28 protein-coding genes and 2 tRNA genes are annotated in these 25959 nt (G+C 59.9%); 12 read left to right on the forward strand and 18 right to left on the reverse strand.

Annotated features, from left to right (window positions below; genetic code table 11):
• Nucleotides 1–563 precede the first annotated feature (563 nt).
• The 3 genes from NOM67_RS08955 to NOM67_RS08965 form a co-directional block, all read right to left on the reverse strand.
• Nucleotides 564–1907 carry an APC family permease gene (locus NOM67_RS08955; RefSeq protein ID WP_041208437.1) on the reverse strand — a complete coding sequence of 448 codons (1344 nt, stop codon included), beginning with the start codon at nt 1905–1907 and terminating at the stop codon, nt 564–566.
• A 366-nt stretch (nt 1908–2273) separates the two neighbouring features.
• The gene (gabT, locus tag NOM67_RS08960) at nt 2274–3563 is read right to left on the reverse strand and encodes a 4-aminobutyrate--2-oxoglutarate transaminase (RefSeq protein WP_255936181.1); all 1290 of its coding nucleotides are present in this window, start codon (nt 3561–3563) and stop codon (nt 2274–2276) included.
• Between the two features lie 254 nt (nt 3564–3817).
• Nucleotides 3818–5281, reverse strand: coding sequence for an NAD-dependent succinate-semialdehyde dehydrogenase (locus NOM67_RS08965; protein WP_255936183.1), 1464 nt, complete (start codon nt 5279–5281; stop codon nt 3818–3820).
• 422 nt (nt 5282–5703) lie between these two features.
• On the opposite strand from NOM67_RS08965, the gene puuR reads away from it, so the two are divergent.
• Both puuR and NOM67_RS08975 read left to right on the forward strand, forming a co-directional pair.
• On the forward strand, nt 5704–6237 hold the full coding sequence (puuR, locus tag NOM67_RS08970) for an HTH-type transcriptional regulator PuuR (RefSeq protein WP_370689162.1): 534 nt from the start codon (nt 5704–5706) through the stop codon (nt 6235–6237).
• Nucleotides 6238–6282: 45 nt separating this feature from the next.
• On the forward strand, nt 6283–7560 hold the full coding sequence (locus tag NOM67_RS08975) for an FAD-binding oxidoreductase (RefSeq protein ID WP_033113332.1): 1278 nt from the start codon (nt 6283–6285) through the stop codon (nt 7558–7560).
• 90 nt (nt 7561–7650) lie between these two features.
• Here NOM67_RS08975 and NOM67_RS08980 read toward each other — a convergent pair whose 3' ends face one another.
• The 4 genes from NOM67_RS08980 to NOM67_RS08995 form a co-directional block, all read right to left on the reverse strand.
• A complete protein-coding gene (locus NOM67_RS08980) occupies nt 7651–7899 on the reverse strand; it encodes a DUF3297 family protein (protein WP_005347440.1) in 249 nt (82 codons plus the stop codon).
• A gap of 117 nt (nt 7900–8016) precedes the next feature.
• On the reverse strand, nt 8017–8448 hold the full coding sequence (locus NOM67_RS08985; RefSeq protein ID WP_255936192.1) for an N-acetyltransferase: 432 nt from the start codon (nt 8446–8448) through the stop codon (nt 8017–8019).
• Between the two features lie 45 nt (nt 8449–8493).
• Nucleotides 8494–8772 (reverse strand): putative quinol monooxygenase, encoded by a 279-nt coding sequence (locus NOM67_RS08990; RefSeq protein ID WP_239104606.1) that lies wholly within the window; start codon nt 8770–8772, stop codon nt 8494–8496.
• 145 nt (nt 8773–8917) lie between these two features.
• Nucleotides 8918–9385 carry a hypothetical protein gene (locus NOM67_RS08995; protein WP_215803379.1) on the reverse strand — a complete coding sequence of 156 codons (468 nt, stop codon included), beginning with the start codon at nt 9383–9385 and terminating at the stop codon, nt 8918–8920.
• A gap of 506 nt (nt 9386–9891) precedes the next feature.
• Here NOM67_RS08995 and NOM67_RS09000 point away from each other — a divergent pair.
• The gene (locus tag NOM67_RS09000; protein WP_033113334.1) at nt 9892–10236 is read left to right on the forward strand and encodes a DUF805 domain-containing protein; all 345 of its coding nucleotides are present in this window, start codon (nt 9892–9894) and stop codon (nt 10234–10236) included.
• Between the two features lie 93 nt (nt 10237–10329).
• Here the strand turns inward: NOM67_RS09000 and NOM67_RS09005 are convergent, their stop codons facing one another.
• From NOM67_RS09005 to NOM67_RS09015, 3 genes are all read right to left on the reverse strand, one after another.
• Entirely contained in the window at nt 10330–11010 is a 681-nt protein-coding gene (locus NOM67_RS09005; RefSeq protein WP_255936199.1) for a hypothetical protein, read from the reverse strand.
• A gap of 146 nt (nt 11011–11156) precedes the next feature.
• Entirely contained in the window at nt 11157–12542 is a 1386-nt protein-coding gene (locus tag NOM67_RS09010) for an ATP-binding protein (protein ID WP_255936530.1), read from the reverse strand.
• Nucleotides 12542–13216, reverse strand: coding sequence for a response regulator (locus NOM67_RS09015; protein ID WP_033113361.1), 675 nt, complete (start codon nt 13214–13216; stop codon nt 12542–12544). The genes NOM67_RS09010 and NOM67_RS09015 overlap by 1 nt, the downstream gene beginning before the upstream one ends.
• A gap of 212 nt (nt 13217–13428) precedes the next feature.
• Between NOM67_RS09015 and NOM67_RS09020 the strand changes: the two genes are divergently transcribed.
• A complete protein-coding gene (locus tag NOM67_RS09020; protein ID WP_370689161.1) occupies nt 13429–14103 on the forward strand; it encodes a polymer-forming cytoskeletal protein in 675 nt (224 codons plus the stop codon).
• 60 nt (nt 14104–14163) lie between these two features.
• Here NOM67_RS09020 and NOM67_RS09025 read toward each other — a convergent pair whose 3' ends face one another.
• Together NOM67_RS09025 and tsaA are read right to left on the reverse strand one after the other, a co-directional pair.
• On the reverse strand, nt 14164–14712 hold the full coding sequence (locus NOM67_RS09025) for a cytochrome b (RefSeq protein ID WP_139396253.1): 549 nt from the start codon (nt 14710–14712) through the stop codon (nt 14164–14166).
• 282 nt (nt 14713–14994) lie between these two features.
• Nucleotides 14995–15699 (reverse strand): tRNA (N6-threonylcarbamoyladenosine(37)-N6)-methyltransferase TrmO, encoded by a 705-nt coding sequence (tsaA, locus tag NOM67_RS09030; RefSeq protein ID WP_043851404.1) that lies wholly within the window; start codon nt 15697–15699, stop codon nt 14995–14997.
• A 227-nt stretch (nt 15700–15926) separates the two neighbouring features.
• Here tsaA and NOM67_RS09035 point away from each other — a divergent pair, with 227 nt between their 5' ends.
• Complete coding sequence (locus tag NOM67_RS09035) at nt 15927–16907, forward strand: NAD-dependent epimerase/dehydratase family protein (protein ID WP_255936206.1); 981 nt, start codon at nt 15927–15929, stop codon at nt 16905–16907.
• A gap of 97 nt (nt 16908–17004) precedes the next feature.
• Here NOM67_RS09035 and NOM67_RS09040 read toward each other — a convergent pair whose 3' ends face one another.
• The 4 genes from NOM67_RS09040 to cydD form a co-directional block, all read right to left on the reverse strand.
• The gene (locus NOM67_RS09040) at nt 17005–17391 is read right to left on the reverse strand and encodes a DUF488 domain-containing protein (RefSeq protein ID WP_255936208.1); all 387 of its coding nucleotides are present in this window, start codon (nt 17389–17391) and stop codon (nt 17005–17007) included.
• Nucleotides 17392–17397: 6 nt separating this feature from the next.
• Complete coding sequence (rcsF, locus tag NOM67_RS09045; protein WP_033113362.1) at nt 17398–17769, reverse strand: Rcs stress response system protein RcsF; 372 nt, start codon at nt 17767–17769, stop codon at nt 17398–17400.
• Between the two features lie 162 nt (nt 17770–17931).
• The gene (cydC, locus tag NOM67_RS09050; RefSeq protein WP_255936210.1) at nt 17932–19662 is read right to left on the reverse strand and encodes a cysteine/glutathione ABC transporter ATP-binding protein/permease CydC; all 1731 of its coding nucleotides are present in this window, start codon (nt 19660–19662) and stop codon (nt 17932–17934) included.
• Nucleotides 19655–21424: a cysteine/glutathione ABC transporter permease/ATP-binding protein CydD gene (cydD, locus tag NOM67_RS09055; protein ID WP_255936212.1), complete on the reverse strand. Its 1770-nt coding sequence runs from the start codon at nt 21422–21424 to the stop codon at nt 19655–19657. Before cydD ends, cydC begins: the two co-directional genes overlap by 8 nt.
• 201 nt (nt 21425–21625) lie before the next feature.
• Between cydD and NOM67_RS09060 the strand changes: the two genes are divergently transcribed.
• Together NOM67_RS09060 and NOM67_RS09065 are read left to right on the forward strand one after the other, a co-directional pair.
• Nucleotides 21626–21699, forward strand: a tRNA-Gly gene (locus NOM67_RS09060).
• Between the two features lie 15 nt (nt 21700–21714).
• Nucleotides 21715–21789 (forward strand) — tRNA-Gly (locus tag NOM67_RS09065).
• A gap of 146 nt (nt 21790–21935) precedes the next feature.
• Here the strand turns inward: NOM67_RS09065 and arcA are convergent.
• Nucleotides 21936–22655 (reverse strand): two-component system response regulator ArcA, encoded by a 720-nt coding sequence (arcA, locus tag NOM67_RS09070; RefSeq protein ID WP_005338193.1) that lies wholly within the window; start codon nt 22653–22655, stop codon nt 21936–21938.
• A gap of 394 nt (nt 22656–23049) precedes the next feature.
• Between arcA and NOM67_RS09075 the strand changes: the two genes are divergently transcribed.
• Together NOM67_RS09075 and NOM67_RS09080 are read left to right on the forward strand one after the other, a co-directional pair.
• Nucleotides 23050–23457 (forward strand): DUF3293 domain-containing protein, encoded by a 408-nt coding sequence (locus NOM67_RS09075; protein ID WP_255936532.1) that lies wholly within the window; start codon nt 23050–23052, stop codon nt 23455–23457.
• A gap of 42 nt (nt 23458–23499) precedes the next feature.
• The gene (locus tag NOM67_RS09080) at nt 23500–23979 is read left to right on the forward strand and encodes a putative 4-hydroxy-4-methyl-2-oxoglutarate aldolase (protein WP_041208276.1); all 480 of its coding nucleotides are present in this window, start codon (nt 23500–23502) and stop codon (nt 23977–23979) included.
• A gap of 1 nt (nt 23980) precedes the next feature.
• Here the strand turns inward: NOM67_RS09080 and NOM67_RS09085 are convergent, their stop codons facing one another.
• Complete coding sequence (locus NOM67_RS09085) at nt 23981–24460, reverse strand: hypothetical protein (RefSeq protein ID WP_255936215.1); 480 nt, start codon at nt 24458–24460, stop codon at nt 23981–23983.
• 157 nt (nt 24461–24617) lie between these two features.
• Here NOM67_RS09085 and NOM67_RS09090 point away from each other — a divergent pair, with 157 nt between their 5' ends.
• From NOM67_RS09090 to arsD, 3 genes are all read left to right on the forward strand, one after another.
• Nucleotides 24618–25016 carry an META domain-containing protein gene (locus tag NOM67_RS09090; protein ID WP_156852236.1) on the forward strand — a complete coding sequence of 133 codons (399 nt, stop codon included), beginning with the start codon at nt 24618–24620 and terminating at the stop codon, nt 25014–25016.
• A 196-nt stretch (nt 25017–25212) separates the two neighbouring features.
• Nucleotides 25213–25581: a helix-turn-helix transcriptional regulator gene (locus tag NOM67_RS09095; protein WP_156852235.1), complete on the forward strand. Its 369-nt coding sequence runs from the start codon at nt 25213–25215 to the stop codon at nt 25579–25581.
• 4 nt (nt 25582–25585) lie between these two features.
• On the forward strand, nt 25586–25954 hold the full coding sequence (arsD, locus tag NOM67_RS09100; protein ID WP_156852234.1) for an arsenite efflux transporter metallochaperone ArsD: 369 nt from the start codon (nt 25586–25588) through the stop codon (nt 25952–25954).
• Nucleotides 25955–25959 lie beyond the last annotated feature (5 nt).

Below are 25959 nucleotides of genomic sequence, written 5' to 3' on the forward strand. Positions count from 1 at the left end.
GCAGCGAAGGTAAGTGGTCACTCGCCCCCTGTGGCCGACCCCGTGCCGCCCCCCTCTTTACGGGGGCATAGAGGGGGGCGACGCACTATTTTCCTGCTGTGCGAAATTTGTCCTGATTGTCCCTGCAGGGCGCATTGCGCCTCAAGATTGATCCTGATCATATTTGCCGCCATTCCCCGGACTGTAGCCCAACCTCCTGGGGGCTTTGCTGGCGGGAATAAGGGGGTTGGCGGGAGAAAATAGCAGTTGCATACTTAGTCATTAAAATGACTGGTAAAAGTGGTTTACTGAGTCGGATCAAAATCACGGAGGGCAATAGTGGTGGGCGCCGATTTGAAATCAGTCACATTTTCAGCAAAAAGCGCAATGGCAAAACATGCGTGGCTATCAAAAGGTGGCGGCCATAACCGCATCACATACAGCAGATCAGGGGATCGCCAGCGCGATGAAGGAGAGCAACCGCAAAGCGTTAAAACGGAGAGCAACGCGCTAAACAATCAGCATGACAGAGTAAAAACAAAGGAGCCCGCAGGCTCCTTTATCGTTTTATCCGCGCGGCTGGCTTATTGCGCCATCTCCTCGCTGGTGCGCAGCGGAATGCGGAACACCGTCAGGCGCAGGAAGAGGTAGATGGCACCGAGCGCCGCCCAGATCAGCCCCAGCTCGAAGGAGGAGGGCTCAAGGTTGAGCCACAGCACCCCGATACAGGCGGCGCCACAGAGCGGCAGCAGCAGATAGATCAGATGATCCTTGAGGCTCTTGTTGCGGCCGAGCTTCACATAGAAGTGGGCAATCACCGCCAGATTGACGAAGGTGAAGGCCACCAGGGCGCCAAAGTTGATCAGGGCCAGCGCCATCTCCAGATCGAACGAAACGGCGGAGAGGGCGAGCAGGCCGACCAGCAGCACATTGCAGGCCGGAGTCTGCCACTTCGGATGCACATAGGAGAAGAAGCGGCTCGGCAGGGCGCGATCCCGTCCCATCACGTAGAGCAGGCGCGATACGCCGGCGTGGGAGGCGAGCCCGGAGGCGAGTACCGCTACTGTGGTGCAGACCAGCACCACCGCCTGGAACAGCTTGCCACCGACATAGAGGGCGATCTCCGGCAGCACCGCATCCGGATGCTGGAAGCGGGAGATGTCCGGGAAGAAGAGCTGCAGGAAGTAGGAGGTGGTGACAAACAGCACACCGCCGATCAGCGCCGTCAGCACGATGGCGCGGGGGATCACCCGATCCGCATCCGGGGTCTCTTCCGACAGGGTGCTGATGGCATCAAAGCCGAGGAACGACAGACAGAGGATCGAGGCCCCCATCAGCAGCGGCGAGATGTTGATCTGCTCGGAGAAGAAGGGACGGCTGCTGGCCACTGTGCCCAGCCCCTCGCCATTGTGCACGCCCCAGGCGATCAGGCCGATAAAGACGGCGATGATGCTGAACTGCATGATGACGATGACGCTGTTGAAGTTGGCAACCAGCTTGATGCCGCGCAGGTTGAGGGCGGTCATCACCGCCGCCAGACCGAAGATATAGGTCCAGGGCTCTACGTTCGGGAAGAGCGCCTGCAGATAGATCTTGGCCAGCAGCATGTTGATCATCGGCATGAACATGTAGTCGAGCAGGGAGGTCCAGCCCACCATAAAGCCGACATAGGGGTGGAACACCTTCTGGGCATAGGTATAGGCGGAGCCTGCCGACGGGAACTTGCGCACCAGATGGCCGTAGCTCAGGGCGGTGAACAGCATGCCGATCAGGGCAAAGAGGTAGGCGGTAGGGACATGGCCTTCGGTGATCTCGGTAACGATGCCGAAGGTGTCGAACACTGCCATGGGGGTGAGGTAGGCAAGACCCATGACCACGACCTGCCACAGTTTCAGGGTCTTTTTCAGACCAACCGGTTGGGCGTTCATCATGCCTGTTCCTCACGCGGTGCCGGGGCGGCACACTCCATCAACGAAACCGGGAAAGAGGCCCGGGAATCAAGGGCGCCGGGGTGGCGCGCACCGGGCAGAGCCGGTCGGAAAGCATTGAGATGCCCCATGTTGTTCCTCACTGAATGTGGTGTCGGGAGATTGCTGCCAATCTCGCTATCTTTTCCGGGGGTGATCCGGCCTCGTTTATGGGTTTGTTCACTGTACAAAAAAGGACCGGTGAGATGTGGTAATACCGGTCCTTGCAGTGGCGGCGCATTGTGCATTTGCAGGGCCCCCTTGACAAGAAAAAAAGGGGGCAAAACTGCATTTTTTTGCACAGGTTAGCGGTTACTTTCCTGCTGGTCAGGCCAGCGCGGCCTCCAGTGATTTTTCAAGGATTTGCATCCCTTCGTCAATCACTGCCGCCGGGGCGGTCAGCGGGGCGAGAAAACGGATGACATTTGCTCGCACCCCGCATGAGAGAAGGACCAGACCGCGTTTGCCCGCCTCGGCTACCAGACGTTTGGTGAGGTCGGGATCGGGCTGGTCGGCATTGCGCTGTTTCACCAGCTCCATGGCCACCATGGCGCCGGGTCCGCGAATTTGACCTATGCAGTCAAAACGCTCGGCTATGCGTTGCAGCCCCGCCTTGATCTGCTCACCCTGATCCAGTGCTTTCTGGTTGAGTTTTTCCTCTTCGATCACCTGCAATACCGCCAGCGCGGCGGCACAGGCGATGGGGGAACCGGCATAGGTGCCGCCAAGGCCGCCCGGCTTGGCTGCGTTCATGATCTCTGCCTTGCCCACCACGGCGGAGAGGGGGAAGCCGCCCGCCAGACTCTTGGCCAACGTCATGATGTCCGGCTCGATGCCGGCATACTCGGTGGCGAAGGTCTTGCCGGTGCGACAGAAGCCGCTCTGGATCTCGTCGCAGATGAGCAGAATGCCGTGCTGGTCGCAGATGCTGCGCAGCTTTTGCATAAAGCTCGGGGAGGCGGGATAGAAGCCCCCTTCGCCCTGTACCGGCTCGATGATGATGGCGCCCACCCGGCTTGGCTCGATGTCGGCGCTGAAGCAGAGGTCGAGAGCATGCAGGGCATCCTCTTCACTCACCCCCAGATAGTCGGCGGGGAAGGGGATGTGGTAGACCTCGCCCGGGAAGGGGCCAAAGCCGGTCTTGTAGGGCACCACCTTGCCGGTGAGCGCCATCCCCATCATGGTGCGACCGTGAAAGCCCCCCTTGAAGGCGATGGTGCCGCTGCGACCGGTGTGGGCGCGGGCAATCTTGATGGCGTTCTCCACCGCCTCGGCGCCGGTGGAGAGAAACAGGGTGCGTTTCGGGGTCGGGCCGGGCACCAGGGCGTTGAGCTTTTCGGCAAGCTCGATATAGCCCGGGTAGGGGGTGACCTGAAAGCAGGTGTGGCTGAATTTTTCCAGCTGCTCGCGCACCGCCGCCACCACTTTCGGGTGGTTGTGGCCGGTGTTGAGCACGGCGATGCCGGAGGCAAAGTCGATGTAGCGGTTGCCCTCCACATCCCACAGCTCGGCATTTTGCGCACGGTCGATAAAGACCGGCAGCAGGGTGCCAACGCCGTTGACCACGGCCGCTTCGCGGCGCGCTTGCCACGCTTTGTTTGATTCTGACTGACTCATCTTTCCTCCCTGAGGGGCCGCAGCCCCGGATATTCCCTGAAAATGTGGCGGGCGATCTGGCGCCCATCACCGCCAATTAGCCCATCGGGCCAGATCGGCGGCGTGTGGTGTGTGTTGCAGAAGACCTCTTGCGAGGCAGCGCAGGCCAAATTATGCCCCTTGCCGCCTCGGGTGAACGTCTGCATCTATCTGTAAAAGCGATGAATCTTGCGGCTAAAACATCGATTAATACGATGCTTTAGCCCTCTGCTGCCCTAGCGAATGGCGCCAAAGCAGAGGTATTTGGTCTCCAGATACTCCTCCAGCCCCTCGGCTGCCCCCTCCCGACCCAGACCCGACTCCTTGATGCCGCCAAAGGGGGCCAATTCGGTCGAGATGATCCCCTCGTTGATGCCGACCATGCCGTATTCAAGCTGCTCGGCGACGCGCCATACCCGGGCGATGTCGCGGCCATAGAAGTAGGCGGCCAGACCATAGGGGGTATCGTTGGCCAGCGCGATGGCTTCGGCTTCGCTCTCGAAACGCACCAGCGGCGCGACCGGGCCGAAGATCTCCTCCTGCAGGATGGGGTTGTCTTTGGCGACCTTGCCCAGAATGGTGGGGTGGTAGAAGAGGGGGCCGGCGGGGTGGGGCTCGCCACCCAGCAGCACTTCGGCACCGGCGGCAACAGATTGTTGCACCAGTTCGGCGACTTTGCTGGCGGCGGCCGGATTGATGAGCGGGCCGATCTGGGTACCTTCACTCATGCCATCTCCCACCTTGAAGGCGGCGACGGCGGCAGTCAGCTTCTCGGCGAAGGCGTCATAGACGCTGGCCTGCACCAGAATGCGGTTGGCGCAGACGCAGGTCTGCCCGGCGTTGCGGTATTTGGAGGCGAGCGCCCCGGCCACGGCGGCGTCGAGATCGGCATCGTCAAAGACGATAAAGGGGGCGTTGCCGCCCAGCTCCAGCGAGAGGCGCTTCATGGTGTCGGCGCACTGGCGCATCAGCAGCTTGCCGATGCGGGTCGAGCCGGTGAAGGAGAGCTTGCGCACAGTCGGGTTGTTGCACAGCTCGTTGCCCACCGCGCTCGGCTGGTGGCTGGTGACGATATTGATGACCCCGGCGGGGATCCCCGCCTGCTCGGCCAGTACCGCCAGCGCCAGTGCACAGAGCGGTGTTTCGGCGGCCGGCTTGATGACGATAGTGCAACCGGCGGCCAGCGCCGGGCCGGCCTTGCGGGTGATCATGGCAATCGGGAAGTTCCACGGGGTGATGGCGGCGACCACCCCTACCGGCTGCTTGATGGTGGCCAGCCGGCGATCGCCGCTAAAGCCCGGGATGGTGCGGCCATAGGCGCGCTTGCCCTCTTCGGCGAACCACTGGATAAAGCTGGCGCCGTAGGTCACTTCCCCCTTGGCTTCCGCCAGCGGCTTGCCCTGCTCGCAGGTCATGATGCGGGCCAGCTCGTCGCTGTGGGCGGTGATGGCGGCAAACCAGGCGTAGAGCTTGTTGCTGCGCTCCTTGGCGGTGAGGGCAGCCCAGGCGGGTTGCGCCGCATGGGCGGCCGCGATGGCGCGGCGGGTATCCTCTTCATTCATGTCGGGCACCTGAGTGATCACGGCACCGGTAGCCGGATTGGTGACCTCGAAGGTGCGGCCGCTGGCGGCCTCGCACCACTGACCATCTATATAGGCGCGGGATTTGATCAAGCTTTGATTGGAGCTGGTAGCGGACATGGCAAGCCTCAATGGTGAAACCTGGCAGCAAGGTGGCGATGATGCGGCTCATCCTGTGGTGCTGCCGTATAAAATAATAAGCACAGGGAGACCATAAATTGAGCTGAAATGTTTTTCAAGTGTTAAATATATTTGAATTGTTGGTGTGCTGCGTGCTAGAAAATGGGCTGTGTAGCGCAGTTTACCCCGATCCGGTGGCTTGGTGTGATGGTTGGGGTGTGCAAAATAATTAACGATGCGTGTGTAGCATCGCAAACAGCCAGGGATGGTGCTGGTCCGCTATTTTAACCAGAGGGAAGAGGGAGATGACCCATGTTGCGGGAGTGCAGGCAGAAGATGAGAGGGGGCCTGCCATGAGCGGGTCACAGAGCAGTGAGAGCGAGGCTCGTCTGCAGCTGGTGCCGCAGAGTGGTGCCCGTACCATGGGCGAGCGGTTGGCGGCAGTGCGCCACCAGCTGGGGCTCTCCCAGCGGCGGGCGGCGGAGCTGAGCGGCCTGACCCACGGCGCCATCTGCATGATAGAGCAGGACAAGGTGAGCCCCTCGGTGGCGTCGTTGCAAAAGCTGCTCACCGTCTATGGCCTGCCGCTGTCGCGCTTTTTCGCCGAGGAGGAGAGCCGCCCCTGCAGTGTGGTGATCAAGGCTGAACAGCTTATCGAGCTGGGCAGTCAGGGGGTCTCGATGAAGTTGGTGCACAACGGCAACAACCGCCGCCAGCTCGGCTTTATGCTGGAGACCTATCCCCCCGGCACCGACACCGGTGGGCAGGTCAAGCATCAGGGAGAGGAGGTCGGCACTGTGCTGGAGGGGTCGGTAACCCTGACGGTGGCAGGCCAGAGTTATCAACTCGGAGCGGGCGACAGCTATGTGATCGACACCGGCGAGCCCCACAGTTTCAGCAATCCGTCGGGGCAGACCTGCCGCATCGTCAGCGCCCACACCCCGGCGAGCTTTTAATCCTGACAGTAGTTTGGCAACAGAACCGGTAAGGAAACAGGGATCATGACCGAACATGTAAACAGTTACTACGCAGCCAGCGCCAATAAACACGCGCCCTACCCGACATTGACCGAACAGCTGGAGTGCGATGTCTGCGTCATCGGGGCGGGTTATACCGGCCTCTCCAGCGCCCTGCATCTGGTAGAGAAGGGCTACAAGGTGGTGGTGCTGGAGGCCGCGCGGGTCGGCTTTGGCGCCAGCGGCCGCAACGGCGGCCAGATCGTCAACTCCTACAGCCGCGACATTGACACCATAGAAGCGAACTGCCCGCCGGATCAGGCCAGGCTGCTCGGTTCCATGCTGTTTGAGGGGGGGCAGATCATCCGCGAGCGGATCAAGCGCTACAACATCCAGTGCGATCTGCAGGAGGGGGGCGTCTTTGCCGCCGAGACCGAGAAGCAGCTGCACGAGCTCAAGGCGCAGAAGGCGCGCTGGGAGAAGTGGGGCAATGAGCAGCTGGAGCTGCTCGATGCCAAGGGGGTGCGCGAGGTGGTCGCGAGCGATCGCTACGTCGGCGCCCTGCTCGACAAGAGCGGCGGCCATATTCACCCTCTCAATCTGGCGCTGGGGGAGGCGGAAGCGATCCGCATCCAGGGAGGGCAGATCTTCGAACAGTCCGCCGTCACCAGCATTACTCCGGGCCAGCCGGCGCTGGTCAAGACTGCCAAAGGGGCGGTGAAGGCGCGCTTTATCGTGGTGGCCGGCAACGCCTACCTCGGCAATCTGGTGCCGGAACTGGCCAGCAAGAGCATGCCTTGCGGCACCCAGGTGATCGCCACCGAAGTGCTGGGAGAGGAGCGGGCCCGTTCACTCTTGCCGCAGAACTACTGTCTGGAGGATTGCAACTACCTGCTCGACTACTACCGCACCTCCGGCGATCACCGGTTGATCTATGGCGGCGGCGTGGTCTATGGCGCGCGGGATCCGGCGGATATCGAGCGGCTGATCATCCCCAAGATGCTCAAGACCTTCCCGCAGCTGGCCGACGTCAAGGTGGAGTACACCTGGACCGGCAACTTCCTGCTCACCCTGTCGCGCCTGCCGCAGTTTGGCCGCATCGGCCCCAACATCTACTACATGCAGGGCTACAGCGGCCACGGTGTCACCTGCACCCATCTGGCGGGCAAGCTGCTTTCGGAGGTGCTGAGCGGTCAGGCGGAGCGCTTCGATGCCTTTGCCAAACTGCCGCACTACCCCTTCCCGGGTGGTCGGTTGTTCCGCATCCCCTTCACCGCCGCGGGCGCCGCCTGGTACACCCTGCGCGATCGGCTGGGGGTATAAACCCGAGCAGCTTGTCGTCGTGCAGACCGACGCAAACCACAAGGCCACCGCGAGGGTGGCCTTGTTTTTAACCGAAGCGGGCAGCTGCAATTAGCTGTAATAGGCTTCGACGGTGCCCTTGAGCTTGATCAGGATGGGCTGACCGCGGCGATCCAGCGCCTTGGGGGAGGGGATCTTCACCCAGCCTTCGCTGATGCAGTACTCTTCGACGTCGGTGCGCTCTTTGCCGTTCAGGCGAATACCGATCGGATGCTCGAAGCAGGCCGCCACATAGTGGGGGCTGCGGGGATTGCAGGAGAGGTGATCCGGCAGTGCCGGCTTGGTGCTGGTATCGCTCATGGCTATGACCCGAAATGGATATAAAGTGGGGCATTGTAGAGAATGGCGTCATGGCATTCAAGGCAACGCCTGCCTGCCCTGCCGCAGCATGTCAGCAATCAGCCACTGTTTTTGACGTCAGATGCCCCGCTGCCACTGCATGATGATCTCGGCGTGGCCGCTATGCTCGCATATTCTCTGCTCCCCCTCGTGAAAGCCGTTGCGGGTGTAAAAGCGCCGCGCCTGCGCATTCTCGGCGTAGACGGTGAGCTCAAGTTGCTCATGCCGTGACTTGAGGTGGTCTAGCAGCTGTCGACCCAGCCCCTGTGATTGCAAGCTCGGGGCGATGAAGAGGGCGGCAACAGAGCCCTGATGCCAGGAGATAAACCCTGCCAGCAGCCCCTGCTCCTCATAAACCCAGCTCTCGCTGGCAGGCAGATAGATATCCCGCATCGCTGCACGCTGCGCATGCCAGAACTCAGCGGGAATAAAGCCGTGGGCCTTGACCGAGGCCTGATACCAGAGCTCGACTGCGGCATCGAGATCGGATTTGGATAATGGGCGGATCATAAGTCTCTCAATTGTTGAAGGTGGAAAATAGGCGAGGGGCTATGGCTATTCGCCAAGTCCCGTCACGGTATAGTGTCTCTCGACATTGACCGTGATATCCCCCCAGCGGGAGGCTTTGACCCGGGCTTGATGGGCGGCAAAGGCGGCGGGATCGCGAAAGGTCTCGCAGACCTCGAAGCGGCCGGGGTTGAGTCTGCTTTGCGTCACCTCGAACTGCAGGCAGCCATGTTCCTGTCGGGTCAGCTGGATATGGTTATCAAGCTCCTCCATGATGGCTGGTAAATCGGAGGCGGGCACAATGATATAACCGGTTAGCACAACCATATTTATCTCTTTGGTGGGCAACATTGTTGGATGTATTATCGAATCAAGGTCGGATGTTTTTATTTGCTGTGAACTCACCCAACCTCTTTTTATATTTTAAAGGTCTGGCCAGTAACAAATAAATTAAATCCATAAAGCCAGGGGGCTACATGGTGGTTGCCGCGATCTGCTGTATTTTTTGTTGGTGCGGACTGGACTGGCGAATAAAATAACCAATGCACTCTTCATCGCTCTCATCGAGACAGATTAAAAACTGATCTTCCGACGGCGAAAATTTCAGATAGTAGACGTAGTCGGTATCCTCATTCTGGGACATGTCCAGGCAGTCTTTGCCACCATTTTCTTTGAGAATATGCTCTTCCAGTCGGTAAAACCCGGAAGCTGATGGCTCGCGCTCAATAATATAGGATGATTCGATCTGCTGTTGATTTGACGAGGTATAGAGACGACCATCCGCCCTGAAGTCGTACTCTTCATAACAGCTGGTATCGGCAAAATTGAGGCGCCATACCCCGATAACCGGATGAGCATCGCTGTTAATGGTCACAAGGTTCTGGCCAGCATGGAGATTCATGCTGAAGAGAATGGAGAATATAGCCGCTGTCTTGTTCATCTGGTCATCCCTGATATCCATGCGCTGTTATTGAGCCTGGTTTGCCAACGTAGCGTTTATCCAGTTACCGCACTGTTGGCTGCCGTTATCCAGCTTCCATTCTTCCGCTGCCATGCTTTACTCTGACTCCCTTTGTAGCTTTCGGGACCAGTATCGGCCGGAAACACCGCCTATGGCTCTGCTGCAAAGCCCTTATTGTGCGTGTTTGCACGATGAAAAGTTATCAAAAATTATCAAAAATCTTTAAAACCCGCGGCCTGTCACACTGCGCAAAGCCAGAGCTGGCACCGTTGGCGGCGCTCATTGGCCATATCGGCGATTAACGGGGTATTCTCTTTTATATTTTATAATCCTAATTGTCTTGCTGAATATCACAATGTCCAATTATCTTTGTCTGGCCGCAGCAGGTTATGACAAGCGACCAATACCAATACTGATGGTTTTGCTATCGCTTATTTCTGTCTCCTTCGTGCAAAATCAACATAGACGCAGAAGCTGGAGTTTTTATGAACTGGTATTTTCGTGCATTTCAGAAATTTGCTGATTTCAAAGGACGGGCCTCGCGCAAAGAATATTGGATGTTCGTTCTTATCAATACCGTTATTTGTGTCATCCTCTCGCTGCTGACCAAACAGCTGGATTATGGCTACAAACTGATGGGCGTATATGGTCTCTTTATTATTGTGCCCTGCTGGGCATTGAGCGTGCGCCGTCTGCACGACATTGGTCGCAATGGCTGGTTTTTGCTGCTGGGATTAATCCCGATTATCGGCCCGCTGATGGTGCTTTTTTTCAAGGCAAAGCGCGGCAATCCCTATTCAAATCGCTATGGTGCCGTCCCTTTTATCTGAATAAACACCGACAGAAAGCTCTCCCGTGTAGCAAGCAGGCCGGACGAAATGAGATAGTCCGGCCTCTTTTATTGGCCGCTTACCAGCGCTGGATCATTGACCGTTGTTCGCATCCAGCGGGAAGGCGAACAGATCCCGGCGGTAGGTCTCGACCACCAGACTGAACGGCGTGCCATCCTCCCGTGAAAGCAGGGCGCGGTGCTGCAATACCTGCTCGGGGATGGTCAGCGGTGCCTTGCTGGTGGCAATGACGGGCATCTTCATCTCCCAGCCAGCCGGCAGGGGCGACCAGAGCAGGGTGGAGGAGAGTGTCTTGCGGCTGAAGTTGAGCGCCTTGACCGCGAGCCCGAACGGGGTGTCGCTGCTGTCGAGGAGCTGGTTCATCTCCGGAGTGAGGCGGCTTTTGACATACCAGTTGTCCGCTTCCGAGAAGATATGATCGCCGCAAGTTAGCTGCACCCGGCGATAGCCCACCGGCTCATCGGCGCCGATCTTGAACAGCTCGCGGGTGGCGGCATCGGCTGGTTTGCGTGTTGTCTGGTCACGCAGGGCGCGAATGCGCGGTTCGCCCGCCATCTTGTGGTCGGCGCACCAGTTTTGCAGGGTGACGGTAGCACTCGGGTTGCTCAGCAAGGTGGCGTTGAGGGTTTGCAGCAGGGCCTGTGCCTTGAGACGGGTCATGGGGCCATCTTGCCAGCCATCGGGGGCCTTCTCTTGCGCCTGTACGGCGCCGTGGCAGAGCAGGGCGGCCAGCAATAGCATTCGGATCTTCATGTTTTCATTACCTTTCCCGATTTTTTGTGACCGGATTGTAACATCGAGGGACATGAATGCGACCAATATGTGGTCTGATGAGCAAAGGGTTGCGGGCCGCTAAAGGGGCCGCAACGCAGAGGTTTTGCAGGGAGGCTGGCCGGAAGTCAGGGCAAGTCCAGGGTAAAACGGGCACCGCCTAGAGGAGATTCATCCACCCGGATCTGGCCGCCGTAGCTGTGGACGATTTCGGTCACTACCGCCAGACCGATGCCTTGACCGGGGGAGCTGTCGGCGCGCACGCCGCGCTGGAAGATCTGTTCGGATTTGGCCTCATCGATGCCGGGGCCATCATCTTCCACCTCGATACGCAGGCGCTCGAGATGGCGACGCAGGGTCACCCGCACCTCGCTGATGGCAAACTTGCAGGCGTTGTCGAGCAGGTTGCCCATCAACTCCATCAAGTCCCCCTGCTCGCCGTGGAACAGGGCATCATCATCGAACGTGAAGTGGGTTTGCAGCTTCTTGTGACGGTAGACCTTGGTCAGACTGGCGAGCAGCTTCTCGATGAGCGGCACCGGCTCGGTGCCCTTGCTGGCAAGGCGCTGACGGCCGGTGACGGCGCGTCTGAGCTGGTACTGGATCATCTGATCCATGGTAAGGATCTGCTCGTTGATGTTGTCGTGGATCTCCCGGCCCAGCTCCAGCTCGCGGGTGGTCATCTGGATCAGCGCCAGCCGGGTTTTCAGGCTGTGGGCGAGATCGTTCAGGGCGTGCTGGTAGCGCTGGGTTTGCTGGCGTTCGTTCTCCAGCAGCTGGTTGACCGACTCGGTGAGCGGGGTGAGCTCCTGTTCAAAATCGCTGGAGAGAGAGTCGAGCTTGCCGGAGCGAATGTCATCGATCTGGCGGGCTATGGTGCGCAGGGAGCCGAGGCTCCAGTAGGTGGTGAGCAGCAGCAGGCTGGCCAGCAGCATGTAGGCGAGCACCGCCTGCCGGGCGATATGGCCGAGATAGGCGAGGGATTCTGCGTGATAGCGCTTGGCCGAATCGATCATCACCACGTAGTAGGCGGTGGTCCCAGTGCCGGGGTTGCGGATAAAACGCAGGCTGTAGACGAAGTAGCTTTCGCCGTTCTTGATGGTGTGCTTCTTGAAGAAGTAGTCGAGATCCATCCCCCCCAGATACTGCATCAGGTCGCCGCAGATACTCTCTTTGGCCTTGATCACCTCCGGCATGTGCAGGCTCGACCAGATCCGTTCACCATCGGCGCGGCAAATCAGGGTATCGAGGTCGGCATCCCCGGCATTGCGGGAGATGTGGCTGAGATCGGTCGGGCCGCCATTGCTCGGCTCGGTCGATGAGAAGAGCTTGGCCAGGTTCTCCTGCATCCGGGCGCTCGCCTTCTGGGTCTGCTCCTCGACATGGCCGAGGTAGAGGGCATAGACGGCAAAGCCCATGCTGAGGGCGATCACCAGCAGAGAGCTGAGCAGCAGCTTGATGTGCAGCGAGCGGCGCAGCACCCACACCATCCGCAGTAGCGGGCAGAATCGCATCAGTTGCACGACAGGTTGAAGATGTAACCTTGACGGCGGATGGTGGAGATGGGTTGAATTGTCCCCTCCGGATCCAGTTTCTTGCGCAGGCGGCTCACCATGACCTCGATGGTGTTGGGATCCCCTTCACCATCGCCGTAGAGCTGGTCGAGCAGCTGCTGCTTGGAGACCACCTGACGGGCGTTGCGCATCAGGTACTCCAGAATGAGGTATTCGAAGCTGGTCAGCACGGCCACTTCACCGGCGATGGTCAGCTCCTTGCGGGAGAGATCGAGCTCATAGTCGCCCGCTTTTACTCGCGGCGAGATAAAGCCGGCACTGCGGCGCACCAGCGCGTTGAGGCGAGCCAGCAGCTCATCCTTCTGAAACGGTTTGACCAGATAGTCATCGGCACCCGCTTCCAGTCCTTCCACCTTGTCCTGCCAGTTGCCACGGGCAGTGAGGACGATGATGGGGAAGGGGATCTGCTTCTCGCGCAGTTCGCGGATCAGTTGCAGGCCATCCATATCGGGCAGACCCAGATCGATGATGGCCACGTCGATGGGGTAATCCGTTGCATAGTGCTGCGCAATCCCTGCCTGATCGGTGCTGTAGACCTGATTGTCTGCTTCGGTCAGCAGAGAGGAGAGGTGGTGATTGAGCAGCTTGTCGTCTTCGACCAGGAGAATTTTCATGGTGTGTGCGGCGGTCATAGGGATCCAAGCAGTCAATTAGAAGGTGTTCGCTATGCGGAGTCAATCCGTATCCTAATGCCTCCCGCCTGTATCGGGACTGAATCACCCGGGCTTCAGAGTTTCCTCCGATTGGTCGTCTATCCCGAGCATGTTGTTATCGATGGCCATCGCATCGGCGTTTGCTGACTGGCCATGCTGCAAAGGGTGTGGTGATGAGAGAGATGGCCATCAGGTGGCGATGCCACCTGCAGGAGCGGGAGCGTAGCGACCTTCTCTATCTGGTCTGGCTCTGCTGGGGAGCGGCACTGCTGCTCTATGTACTGGGGTCGGATGCCTATTTATGGCCAGTGGCGCCCATGCCGCTGGTTCTGCTTGTCTGGTTGGGGGAGAGATTCGGAATGTTTGGACGAAAAGCCAAGGGCGAGGGCTCTGTGCCGGGAAAGGCAACGGTGATCGCCGCAGGGGCCCGCTTCAAGGGGGAGTTGCAGCTTGAGGGGGATCTGGAGGTGCGTGGAGTGCTGGTCGGCACCATAGTGCTGAGCGACGGGATCCTGCGCATCATGGCGGGTGGCCGTGTCGAGGGAGAGGTGAAGGCTCCCCGCGTCATCATCAATGGCCTGCTGGATGGTACCTGCTCTGCCGCCGAAGTCGAAATACTCGAGAGTGGCCGCATGCAGGGGACGTTCAAGGGCGGCAGTCTCTCCATCAGCAAGGGAGGCAACTTTATCGGTCACTCTCGTCCGGATGAGAGTTCTGCCAGCTCTCCCGCACCGGTACCAGCCAATCAGGAGCTGGAGAGCGTGCCCGTCGAAGGGAAAGGAAATGTGAAGGCGCTGGCCAAAGAGGGTCGTGGCAAAGGCAGCGAGCCGTTGGCCAAGCAGGCGTGATGGATGCCGGATAGCAAGAGGGGGCCATGGTGGCCCCCTCTTTTGTCTGTCTGCAACGTCTTAGCTGCGGCGCGGCGGCAGCATATTGGTCAGGGTGTTGTCCTTGAGCACATGGTGGTGGAAGAGGGCGGCCACAGTGTGCAGGGCGATCAGGGCGTAACCCAGATTGCCCAGGGTTTCGTGCACCTCCTTGATAAACCCTTTGGCGTCAGGGCTAGGCGCTATCAGCGCAGGCAATTCAAACCCGAAGAAGGGGATGGGCTTGCCAGCGGCGCTCAGCAGCAGCCAGCCACACAGCGGGGTCAGAATGAGGAAGCCGTAGAGGGCAATATGGGCCAGCTTGGCCAGCTTGTGCATCAGGGGGGAGAGCTCGGGCACGATACGCGGCGTCGGGCTCATCCAGCGCAGGGCCAGTCTGATAAAGACCAGTGCGAAGATCAGCAGCCCCAGCATGAAGTGCCACTCCTTCATCAGGTCCCGGCCCGGGTCTCCTTTGGGAAAAATGTCGCGAAATTCGATCAGGGCATAGACGGCGATCATGGCCCACAGGGTCAGCCAGTGCAGCCCGAGACTCAGGGTGCCGTAGCGTTGTTCACTGTTCATCAGCATGGTTGGTTTCCTTCAGTCAAAGAGTCACATCCGTGTGGCATCTCCCGATGAGCGAAACGATCGGAGGAGGCCAGTGCCATTGGCGACGCCTGCCGGATGCACACAGGTGCAGGCCGGAGCGCCTGTTAGAGGAAAATCGTCTGTATTTTCCGCATGATACTGCCATGGAGATGGTATCACTGCCGGCTCGTTGAGGAGCTGATCAATACCACACAATTTACAGGTTAATTAAAGCGTGAGCAGTGTGAAGCGCCCGTGAAAAGATCGGCCAGACCCTGATGGTCAGGCCGGTTCGATGGCAATGACCAGACAGGCGGGCTCGCTGATCCGGAAACGCACATTGCAGTTGAACAGCCGCACGCCGTACTCCTTCTCGTCAGGCTTGCCCTTCTTGTAGGCAGGGCGTGGATCCTGTGCCAGCACTTCGCTCACCAGCTGGCGCAGTTCGGGGTAGCGCTGGCTCCACGTTTGCAGCTGCAACTCAGCGTCCGGGCTGAAGCTCACCGCCAGCGGCGGGGTCGGGGCATCGGGGGCAAAGCCGCCACGGGCCTCCGGCAGGCTGTCGGCATAGGGAATATAGGGTTTGATATCGACGATGGGGGTGCCATCGAGCAGATCGACGGCACCCAGCTCCAGCCAGAGTTTGCCGCGCTCGCGGCCCACCCCGTGCAGCTCGACCACCGAGAGGCCGAGCGGATTGGGGCGAAAGGTGGAACGGGTAGCAAAGACCCCGACCCGCTCGTTGCCGCCCAGGCGCGGCGGGCGCACCGTCGGATTCCACCCCTGCTCCATGGTCTGGTGAAAGACGAAGCTGAGCCACAGATGGGAGAACTGCTCGATGCCGCGCAGCACGTCCGGCTGATCGTAGGGAGGGCGCAGCTCGAGGCGGGCACGGGCCGATTTGACCAGGCCGGGCTGGCGCGGAATGGCGAACTTCTCCTTGTAGGGAGAGCGGATAATTCCGAGGGTGTCGATTTCGAACTTCATGGCGGATCCTGGCTGAAAACCCTGGCAATTTAGCACATGCGGCCCCAAAACGCAGGCTTCCCCGTGCGGCGCCCTCGCCGTCGACTGCCGTGATCCCCGTCCCATCCCGGTATACCGAGGGCTGTGCCTTGGCGCCAAGTTGCGTAGGGTGGGACAAACAGGAGGAGCGGTGCTGGCTCGCCACGGTGCGAAGACCGCAACAGTAAGCCGGATGGGGAGGGAGAGGGATGAAACTGCTGATTATCGGTGGTACCGGATTTTTGGGGCGCCACCTGACTGCGCTGGCGCTTGACTGGGGGCACGAGGTGACCCTGTTCAATCGCGGCCATCACCAGCATCCCGACTGGCGGGAGCTGGTACAGCTCATCGGCGATCGCAATGGCGATCTGGGTGCGCTGCAGGGAGAGGGGCGGCAGTGGGATCTCGTTATCGATACCTGCTGCTATCGGCCAGAGCAGGCGGCGAGCCTGTCGGCGGCCCTGCTCGGGCGCTGCGAGCGGCTCATCTTTATCTCCACCATCAGCGTCTATCGCGACTTCGCCCAACCCGGAATGGATGAATCGGCGCCTCTGCATGTCATCGGTGCGGGCGAGCAGCCCGAGGAGTATGGCCCGCTCAAGGTGTTGTGCGAAGAGGTGTATCGCGCCCGCTGGGGGGATCGGCTCTGCATTCTGCGCCCGGGCGTATTGTGCGGCCCCCATGATCACACCGGCCGCATGGCCTGGTGGGTGACGCGGGTGCAGCAGGGCGGGCGCTGGCTGCTGCCGGGGGCGGGGCAGGATCGACTGCAATATCTGGATGTGCGCGACTGCGCCGAGTTTGTGCTGCGGGCTGCCGAGCAGCAGTTGACGGGAGTTTTCAATCTGGTCAAGCCGGGCATTGCGCTGGCAGATTGGGTCGAGCGGCTGGCGGCGAGAGTGGGAGCTGCCTCCCCCATAGAGGCTGATTGGGTGCCCTGGCCGGTACTGCTGGCGGCCGGGGTCGAGCCCTGGCTGAGCTATCCGACCCTGCTGCCCAATATGTTGCCGGAGTATGCCGGTTATGGCCGCATCAGCGCCGAGGCGGCCATCGTGCACGGTCTCAACTTCCGGCCGCTGGAGGAGACGGCCGCCGATCTGGCCGAGTGGCTGGCACGGACGCCGGATGCGGCGGTGGCCGAAGGGATGACCATTGATCAAGAGATGCTGCTGCGCCAGCAGGTGCGATAGCGCATAGCGAACTGGCGCGTTATGCAATACCTGAAAACAGGAGGGCATCGTAATGATGCCCTCCTGTTTTTATTTTTACCCGCATGGCATGCGGGTGCTAGCGGATGTCCGCACCTGCGGCCGCCAGCAACTTCCGCAAAATGGCACGGTGGCAGCGGGACTCCTGCTCGCAGTAGCAACCTACCGACAGGTTGGTGGTGTGGGAGAGGGCGGCCAGCAGCGCCAGATCGTGTTTGGCTGCCGGGGTCGCCAGCTCCGCCTTGTACGCCTTGCCAAAGGCAGCCCACTGGGCCGGGGTCTCCGCGGCCTGCCCCAGCTTCATGGTTTCGCTGCTAGGGGCCAGGTTTGGGAACCAGACGTCATACCAGTTCTGGCTGGCAAACTCGGTTTTTGGCACGCCGCGGGGCGGGCGACGTACCGTGCCGATCCGCAGCCCCTCGTCGGGGAGGCGGGGCGAGCCGAGACGCACGATGGCGAGCGCCATGAGCCGTTACTTCTCTTCAGCCACTTTCAGCGCCTGACCGTAGCAGATGACCTGCTTCAGGCAGCCGGGGGTATCGCTGAATTCGCTGCACTTGTCGAAGGTGACGCCGTTGCCGCCCATGTCGGCAGCGCGGCGGCGAGCCAGGGTGCGCGCTTCACCTGCGTTGGGCACCGGCTGCTTGGCATCGGCCTGGCACGATTCCCCCTCGACGGTGCCGAGGTAGAGGTAGTTGAGATCGGCCAGCTGAGCTTGCTCGTAAATCCGCACGCTACCGGGTTTGAAGTAGTCGTCGAAGTTCTCTTTATCCAGATTGCTGTTGAAGGCGTAGTTGGCACAGCCGGAGGCAATCAGGGGCATCATCAGGATCAGGCGTTTCATCATCTCGTATCTTGTGTCGGTGATGAGGACAGTAGAAAGGCGCAGGCGCTCCATGTCGGCATCTTGTTGAATAATGAGGGGCCATTATAGGGGCCAGTCGCCTGTGGCGGCCAGCCCCGTTTTGACCTCGAATGTCAGGGTGTGACCGCCATCAGGCGGATATCAGACCGGTGCCAGCCGCTGATGCAGGCTGCGATAGTACTCATCCGCCAGCAGCTCATCGTGAGGGGCGCAGAGGCGGATCTGCCCCTCTTCCATCAGGGCGATGCGATCCATCTGCTCCAGTCCCAGCAGACGGTGGGAGATGAGCAGCATGGAGCGGTCGGCCCCCAGGGTGAACAGCAGCGCCATGATCTCCCGCTCCGTCTGGCTGTCGAGCCCCTCGGTCGGCTCATCGAGCAGCCAGAGCGGCGCGTCGTGCAGCAGGGCGCGTGCAATGCCGATACGGCGGCGCTCGCCACCGGAGAGCGGGCGGCCACCATCGCCGAGCCAGGCATCCAGACCCGCCTCATCTTCCAGCAGGGTGGCAAGGCCAACCCGGGTCAGCACCTCGATCAGCTGCTCGTCAGTGGCGGTCGGTGCAGCCAACTTGAGGTTGCCGCGCAGGGTATCGGCAAACAGGTGTACCCGTTGGCTCACCACCGAGATGGAGGCGCGCAGCGCCCCTTCGCTGTAGTCGGCCAGCGGCTTGCCACCCAGCAGGATCTTGCCCGCCTGCGGGCTCCACTCGCGGGTCAGCAGGCCCATCAGGGTCGATTTGCCACAGCCGGTCTGGCCCAGCAGCGCCAGCTTCTCGCCAGCATGCAGTTGCAGGGTGCAGCCGCGCAGCACCGGCTGCGGATTGCCGGGATAACCGAAGTAGAGGTCATTGATCTGCAGCGAACCTTGGCTGGCGTGAGCCTGCTCGCTGCCCCACTCGGGCGCCTTGGCCTCTTGCAGGATCTCGTTCAGGCGGCGTGCCGAGGTGAGGCTGGTGGAGAGGTGCTGGAAGGAGCCTGCCAGCGGCATCAGCGCTTCGAAGCTCGCCAGCGTGGCAAATACCATCAGGGCGGTAACGGGATCGGGCGCAGCTCCCGCAACGCCGTGGCCTGCCATCCAGAGCATCAGGGTCAGGGTCCAGCCGCTCAGCAGTTGCACCGAGAAGTTGGCCTGCCCGCTCACCTTGGCCATGCGGGCCTGGGCAGTGAGCAGTGCCTGCTCGGCCTGTTGCAGTTCACCCAGCGCCTTGGGGGCGGCGGCAAACATCTGCAACTCGGCCTGACCATCCAGATAGTCCACCATGCGGGTGCGCAGGCTGGCCTTTTCGGCGATCAGTGCCTGACCGGGGCGACGGCCGAGGAAGTAGAACACCAGCGGCAGGGCGATCATGCCAAACAGCAGAATGGCGCCAAGGATCAGGGCGAGACGGCTGTCGAACAGGGAGAGGAACAGTACCATGGCACCCGTGCCCAGCAGTGCGGCACCGATGGGGGTGAGCAGGCGCAGGTAGACGTGGTCCATCGCATCGATGTCGGCCACCAGCCGGTTGAGCAGATCCGCCTGACGAAAGCCTGCCAGCGTACCGGTGGAGAGTGGCGAGAGCTTTTGCCAGAACCAGACCCGCAGCCGGGTCAGTACCCGGAAGGTGGCATCGTGGCTCACCACCCGCTCACCCCAGCGACCGGCGGTGCGGATGATGGAGAAGAAGCGCACCCCGCCAGCCGGCGTCATGTAGTTGAAGCTGTCGCGACTGGCGACTGCCATCCCGGCAACGGCGGCGGCAGAGAGGAACCAGCCGGAGAGGGAGAGCAGCCCCATCCCGGCGATCAGGGTGACCAGTGCCAGCAGCAGGCCGAGGGAGAGGCTGAGCCAGTGCTGACGGTAGAGGCGCAAAAACGGCAAGAGATCAGTCATCGAGAGAGCCCTCGGAACGTTGGGAGAGCAGCCGGGCGAAGGGCCCCTCTGCCTGACAAAGTTGCTGGAAGTTGCCCTGTTCCACCAGCTGACCGCGCTCCAGCACCAGGATCTGATCCATCTGGCCGAGCTGGTCGAGGCGGTGGGTGATCATCAGCAGGGTCTGGTTGGCCATCGCCTCTTCAAGGGTGGCCATGATGGCCCGCTCCGAGTGGCGATCCAGACTGGCTGTCGGCTCATCCAGCACCATCAGCTGGGTTGACTTGAGCAGGGTGCGCGCCAGTGCGAGGCGCTGGGCCTGACCGACCGAGAGGCCGCCCGCCTGATCGCCAACCGGATAGTCAAACCCCTTCTCCATGGCAAACTCCCATGCCTGCGCCCGTTTCAGAGCCTCCTCCAGCTCGGCATCACTGGCTGTTGGCTTGGCCAGCAGCAGGTTGTCGCGAAGAGAGGCGTGGAACAGTTGCGGGTTTTGCGAGAGCCAGCCCAGTTGCGGACGCCACTGGCTCATGTCGAGGGTGGCCAGCTCCTGACCATTTACCTTGAGCTCGCCGCGATAGGGGGTAAAGCCGAGCAGGGCGTTGACCAGCGAGCTTTTGCCGGCGCCACTGATGCCGACCAGGGCGGTGCGTGAACCGGCTGCAAGGGTGAAGTCGATGGGGCCGACCAGCACCTTGCCCTCGGCGCTCAGTACTTCCAGACCTTTGGCTTCTACCTTGATGGGGCTGTCGGCGTTGAAAGAGGTGCTGCCTGCGGCTGGCTCGCTCACCTCGGCTTCGAGGAATTCGAGCAGCTGTTCGGCTGCGCCGATGGCCTGTGCCTTGGCATGGTAGTGGGCACCCAGTTCCCGCAGCGGTGCGTAGAACTCGGGGGCAAGGAAGAGCACGAACAGGCCGGTAAAGAGAGTAACTTTGCTGCCATAGTGGCCAAAATCGAGGTGATCGATATAGGAGAAGCCGAAGTAAACGGCGACCAGCGCGACCGAGATGGCGGCGAAGAACTCCAGTACGGCGGTACTGAGGAACGCAAGGCGCAGCACTTCCATGGTGCGCTCGCGAAAATCTTCCGAGGCGTCGCGAATGGCGTCGCCTTCCGCCTGGGTGCGCATGAAGAGTTGCAGGGTTCGCAGCCCCTTCAGGCGATCGAGGAAGTGGCCTGAGAGACGAGCCAGCGCCTGAAAGTTGCGGCGGTTGGCATCGGCGGCGCCGACACCGACCAGGATCATGAAGATGGGGATAAGCGGTGCTGTGCCCAGCAGGATCAGGCCCGCCGCCCAGTTGACCGGGAATACGGCCACCAGAATGACCATCGGAATAAAGACCGCGATGGCCATCTGCGGCAGATAGCGGGAGAAGAAATCCTGCATGTTTTCAATCTGTTCCAGCAGCAGGCTGGCCCAGCTGCCGGCCGGGCGACGCTGGATATAGGCAGGGCCGAGACGGCTTAAGCGAGTGAGTACCAGCTGGCGGATGGTCTGGCGCACCGCGCTGCCAGCCTTGAAGCTGGCCACTTCGCGGCCGTAGGCGAGTGCCGCCTTGCCGAGGGTTACCAGTAGCAGGGTAATAAAGAGGGGGATGGATTGTTCCGGCTGTTTGCCCTCAATGATGAAGCCGTGGAGCAGGGTCGCCAGCAGCCAGGCTTGCGCCACCATCAGAATGCCCTGACCCAAGCCAAAGGCGATGGAAATCGTGATCCAGCGGCGACCGTGACTCGATTGCGTGCGCAACCAGCCATAGAGACGTTTTTGCGTTTTTTTATCCATTACCACCATCCTCGCGTCGAGTGGCGCAAGACTATCCTCGCCGTTTGGCCTTGGCAACCTTGTAAATTATCTGTGTTGAAAATGTTTGCTTGAAAAAGCAACCGACTGTTCAATCCTTGTCCGAACAGATTGATTTATTGAAAAAAGTGGCAAGGACGGCATTGCGCTCACCGGCAAAATGCATATAGTAGGAGCCCTGACGCGGGTGTAGTTCAATGGTAGAACGGTAGCTTCCCAAGCTGCATACGTGGGTTCGATTCCCATCACCCGCTCCAAATTTCAGATGCCAGGCGGGCATCGTATAATGGCTATTACCTCAGCCTTCCAAGCTGATGATGCGGGTTCGATTCCCGCTGCCCGCTCCAGCTTCAAAGCAAAAAGCCCACTCCTGCGAGTGGGCTTTTTGTTTGTCCGCGATTTGCTTCTCTTTGTCACTCTTGATGGCGCATCGGGAGCCAGAAAAAAGAAAAGGCGCCACAGGCGCCTCTTCGGATGGGTAAGCGGTACGGAATTACTCCTGCTCCAGCTCGCCGCAGAAACGGTAACCTTCGCCGTGGATGGTGGCGATGATCTCCGGGGTATCGTTGACGCTTTCGAAGTGCTTGCGGATACGACGGATGGTCACATCGACGGTACGGTCGTGGGGCTTGAGCTCGCGGCCGGTCATCTTCTTCAGCAGTTCGGCACGGGTCTGGATCTGGCCCGGGTTTTCGCAGAAGTGCAGCATGGCACGGAACTCGGAGCGCGGCAGCTTGAACATGTCGCCGGTGGGGCTGACCAGCGCGCGGCTGTTGATATCCAGCGCCCAGCCGTTGAACAGGTAACGTTCAACCAGCTTCTTCTCTTCGCCACCGGCGGCCACATTCATGGTGCGGCTCAGCAGATTGCGGGCACGGATGGTTAGTTCACGGGGGTTGAACGGCTTGGTGATGTAATCATCGGCGCCGATCTCCAGACCCAGGATCTTGTCCACTTCGTTGTCGCGACCGGTCAGGAACATCAGGGCGATGTTGTCGTTCTCGCGCAGCTCGCGGGCCAGCAACAGGCCGTTCTTGCCCGGCAGGTTGATGTCCATGATCACCAGATTGATGGTGTGAGAGGTGAGGGCCTGATGCATCTCGTCGCCGTTGTTGGCCTCGAGTACGATGTAGCCTTCTGCCTCGAAAATGCTTTTCAGGGTATTACGAGTGACCAGTTCGTCTTCGACGATCAGAATGTGTGGTGTTTGCATGAGTATTCCCAGATTCTTATCAGTTAATTATCTTAAATTTAACACTTCTTGGCGTTTCAAGCCGATTTCCTGACTGATCCTGAAAATTAATTACGTCATCCTGGGTATGAAGGTCAGGTCGGCATAGTGTGAATTTGGCATCAGTATCGGCAAATATCCCTGTGCCACTTATAGGTTCCCGAGAAGACTACTCGAGCAAGCCTGGAAAGGTCGTCCATTACGAAGTTGCCGCATTTTATCAGTTAACAGGAGCATAACAACACCCTTTGCCGTCAGATAGCAACTTTTTAACTCTGTTTTGATATAGGTCAAACCGTGGCACAACAGCATCATACTTGGCCTTAACGGGGTTTTCGCCCCTATAAAATGTAATGGAATGTAACATGTGATTGACATGATTTTGTGGGAAAACTACAAGAAAATTTGCTTTTTAGCGCCATTTGGAATGCCTTCCTGGCCCGAATTTGCCATCGTTACAGCCTGGAATCCTGCCAGCCAATGGGTCGGAGAGCGTCGCAACCAGCGTCGCGAGCGGGCACTTTGGCGTCATCTGGCGTCCATGCCAGGCGTCAATATGGCTGGCCCTGTATGGGGAGCCGCACCGGACGAAAGCTGGCGTGAGTCCTCGCTCGCCGTGGCGCTGCCCCTATCAGAGGCTTGCGCACTGGCTGCCCGCTTTGGCCAGAATGCCATCTACTGGATAGAAGGCGGGCAACTCTGGCTGGTGCCGGTATTAAGCGATAAATCAGCAGTTTGTCTGGGAGATATCGCTGCTTTCTGGATTGTCAGAGCCAATTGTTGATGAAAGAATGAACATCTTCATGCATCTGAAAGGAATCAAATCATGCTGGATCTTCTGCCCGACCTCTGCGATCAGCACGGCGATATGCTGCAAGTGGCTGAACCCTGTTTTCACGATTTCGGTGGCAAAGCCATCTTCTACGGTCGCGCCGTGACCCTCTCCTGCTACGAAGACAACAGTCTGGTGCGGGAGTTGGTGAATCGTCCCGGCCAAGGCAAGGTGATGGTGATCGACGGTGGCGGTTCACTGCGCCGGGCACTGCTTGGTGATCAACTGGCCATCAAGGCGGTGGAGCAGGGGTGGGAGGGGATCCTGATCCACGGTGCGGCGCGGGATGTGGGCACTCTGGCGACGCTGGCGCTTGGGGTCAAGGCGCTGGCGGCCTGTCCGGTAAAGACCGAGAAGCGCGGGCAGGGCGAGCTTGGCGCCGTAGTGAACTTCGCCGGCGTGACCATTCATGAAGGGGATTACATCTACGCGGATCGCAACGGCGTGGTGGTGAGTGCCACGCCGCTGATCTGATTCAGAAGTTGAAACCCACCCCCAGGCTCAGCGCCTGATCGGCCGTAGAGGCGCTGACGCCGTAATTGGCGGTCAGGGAGAGTCTGGGGGTCAGCATCAGGCTGGAGTTGAGCTCCAGCAGGGTGCTGCCCTGATTGAGTTCCAGATGGCGGATCTGGCTGCCGACATTGAAGGCGGGGGAGAGTTGATAACGTACCCCCGAGCTCATGTTGAAACCTGATTGGCGGTTCTGATCCGCAACAGCCGGCCCCGCTTCCATAAAGAGGGTCACATCATCCATCACCGGATATTGATAGCCGCTGTTGACCAGCCAGAGATCAAAACTGTCGCTGTGATGGTTCTGACTGTTGAGCAGTACCCCGGAGTAACTTTTGACATAAAGTGCGGGGTCGGCTGGCTGCTTGAAGAGATCCCAGTCGGCAGCCTGAGCGGCCACGCTGGTGCAGGATGCGAGCAGTGTGATGAGAAGCGCCTTGGTCATTCTTTTCCCCTCCCTGGGTCCGGAACTGAGCTTAAGCATGGCACATGCCAGAGCGGAGTTAAGTGAACTCTGATCACAATAAATCGCTTTGGCTGAGGCGCCGACCATGTTAAACAGGCTGCCATATTGATGAGTCCAATCATTAAGAGGTGAATCCATGAACAAGAAACTGACTCTGCTGGCCGCGCTGGCACTGGGAGGCTGCGCCATGGCGACCGGTTCTACCATGACTCAACTGCAGGCATCCGGCTGGCAACTGCAAGGTGCCACTGGCGATACCTTTACCCTGCACATTGCCGACGGCAAGGTGGCGGGAAAAGGTGGCTGCAACCGCTATTTTGGCGGTATCACCAAGCAGGGTGACGGTGTCTTGACGCTGGGGGCCATGGGCTCCACTCGCATGATGTGCATCGGTGACGCCATGAACAAAGAGACTGAGTTCCTGCAAAAGCTGGAGAAGGTGGCCACCTACACCATCAACGGCAACCAGCTGACTCTGAGCGACGCCAACAAGGCGGCCCTGCTTACCTTCAACGCCGTTCCCGTGACCAAGTAAGAGTCTGTTGCAGACCCTTGGCTGACGCCCTCCCTGCCGGAGGGCGTCTCTGTTTTACCCACAGCAATCCCCTCCCGGCTTCTCCTTCCGATTCCTTGCTCTTCCCTCGCATCATTGCAAAATGAGAGTCTGTAAATTGATCATTTCAATAATTCTTGTATAGTTGAAATAAAAGAGCATCCAACGAGAGGCAACTATGAACAAAGAGACGGCCACCAAGGTCTTTGAATCGCTGGCATCCGGCATCCGGCTCGATGTATGGCGGCTGCTGGTGAAGGCCGGGCTGGAGGGGCTGGTCGCCGGTGAACTGGCCAGCGAGCTCGATATTGCCCCCAATACCCTCTCGTTTCACCTCAAGGCGATGCTCAACACCGGTCTGCTGTCGGTGGAGCAGGAGGGGCGCTTTCTGCGCTACCGCGCCAATATTCCCCTGATGCTGGATGTGATCGCCTACCTCACCGAGGAGTGCTGCGCCGGTCATCCCGAGGCGTGCGGCGTGATGCGTGCCGAGTCAGCCTGCTCCCCCCATGTTCTGCCTGCGCAGCCCTGCTGCAACAAGGAGTAATGCCATGTCCTCCATTCAGATTTTTGATCCCGCCCTCTGCTGCTCCAGCGGTGTCTGCGGTACCGAGGTTGATCAGGCACTGGTCACCTTCGCAGCAGACCTCGCCTGGGCCAAGGAGCAGGGCGTTGCCATCGAGCGTTTCAATCTGGCCCAGCAGCCGATGCAGTTTGCCGAGACGCCTGCCGTCAGCTCTTTTCTGACCCACGCCGGGGAGGAGGGGTTGCCGCTGGTGCTGGTAGAGGGGCAGGTGGTGTTGACCGGCCGTTATCCGAGCCGCAGCGAGCTGGCTCGTTATGCCGGGCTGCCTGCGCCGCAAGCGGCCATCAAGGGGATCGTCAAGGGCGGCTGCTGCTCTGGCAGCGGTTGCTGCTGAGTCGT

This window comes from Aeromonas sp. SG16, assembly GCF_024436135.1.
Lineage (GTDB): Bacteria > Pseudomonadota > Gammaproteobacteria > Enterobacterales > Aeromonadaceae > Aeromonas > Aeromonas jandaei.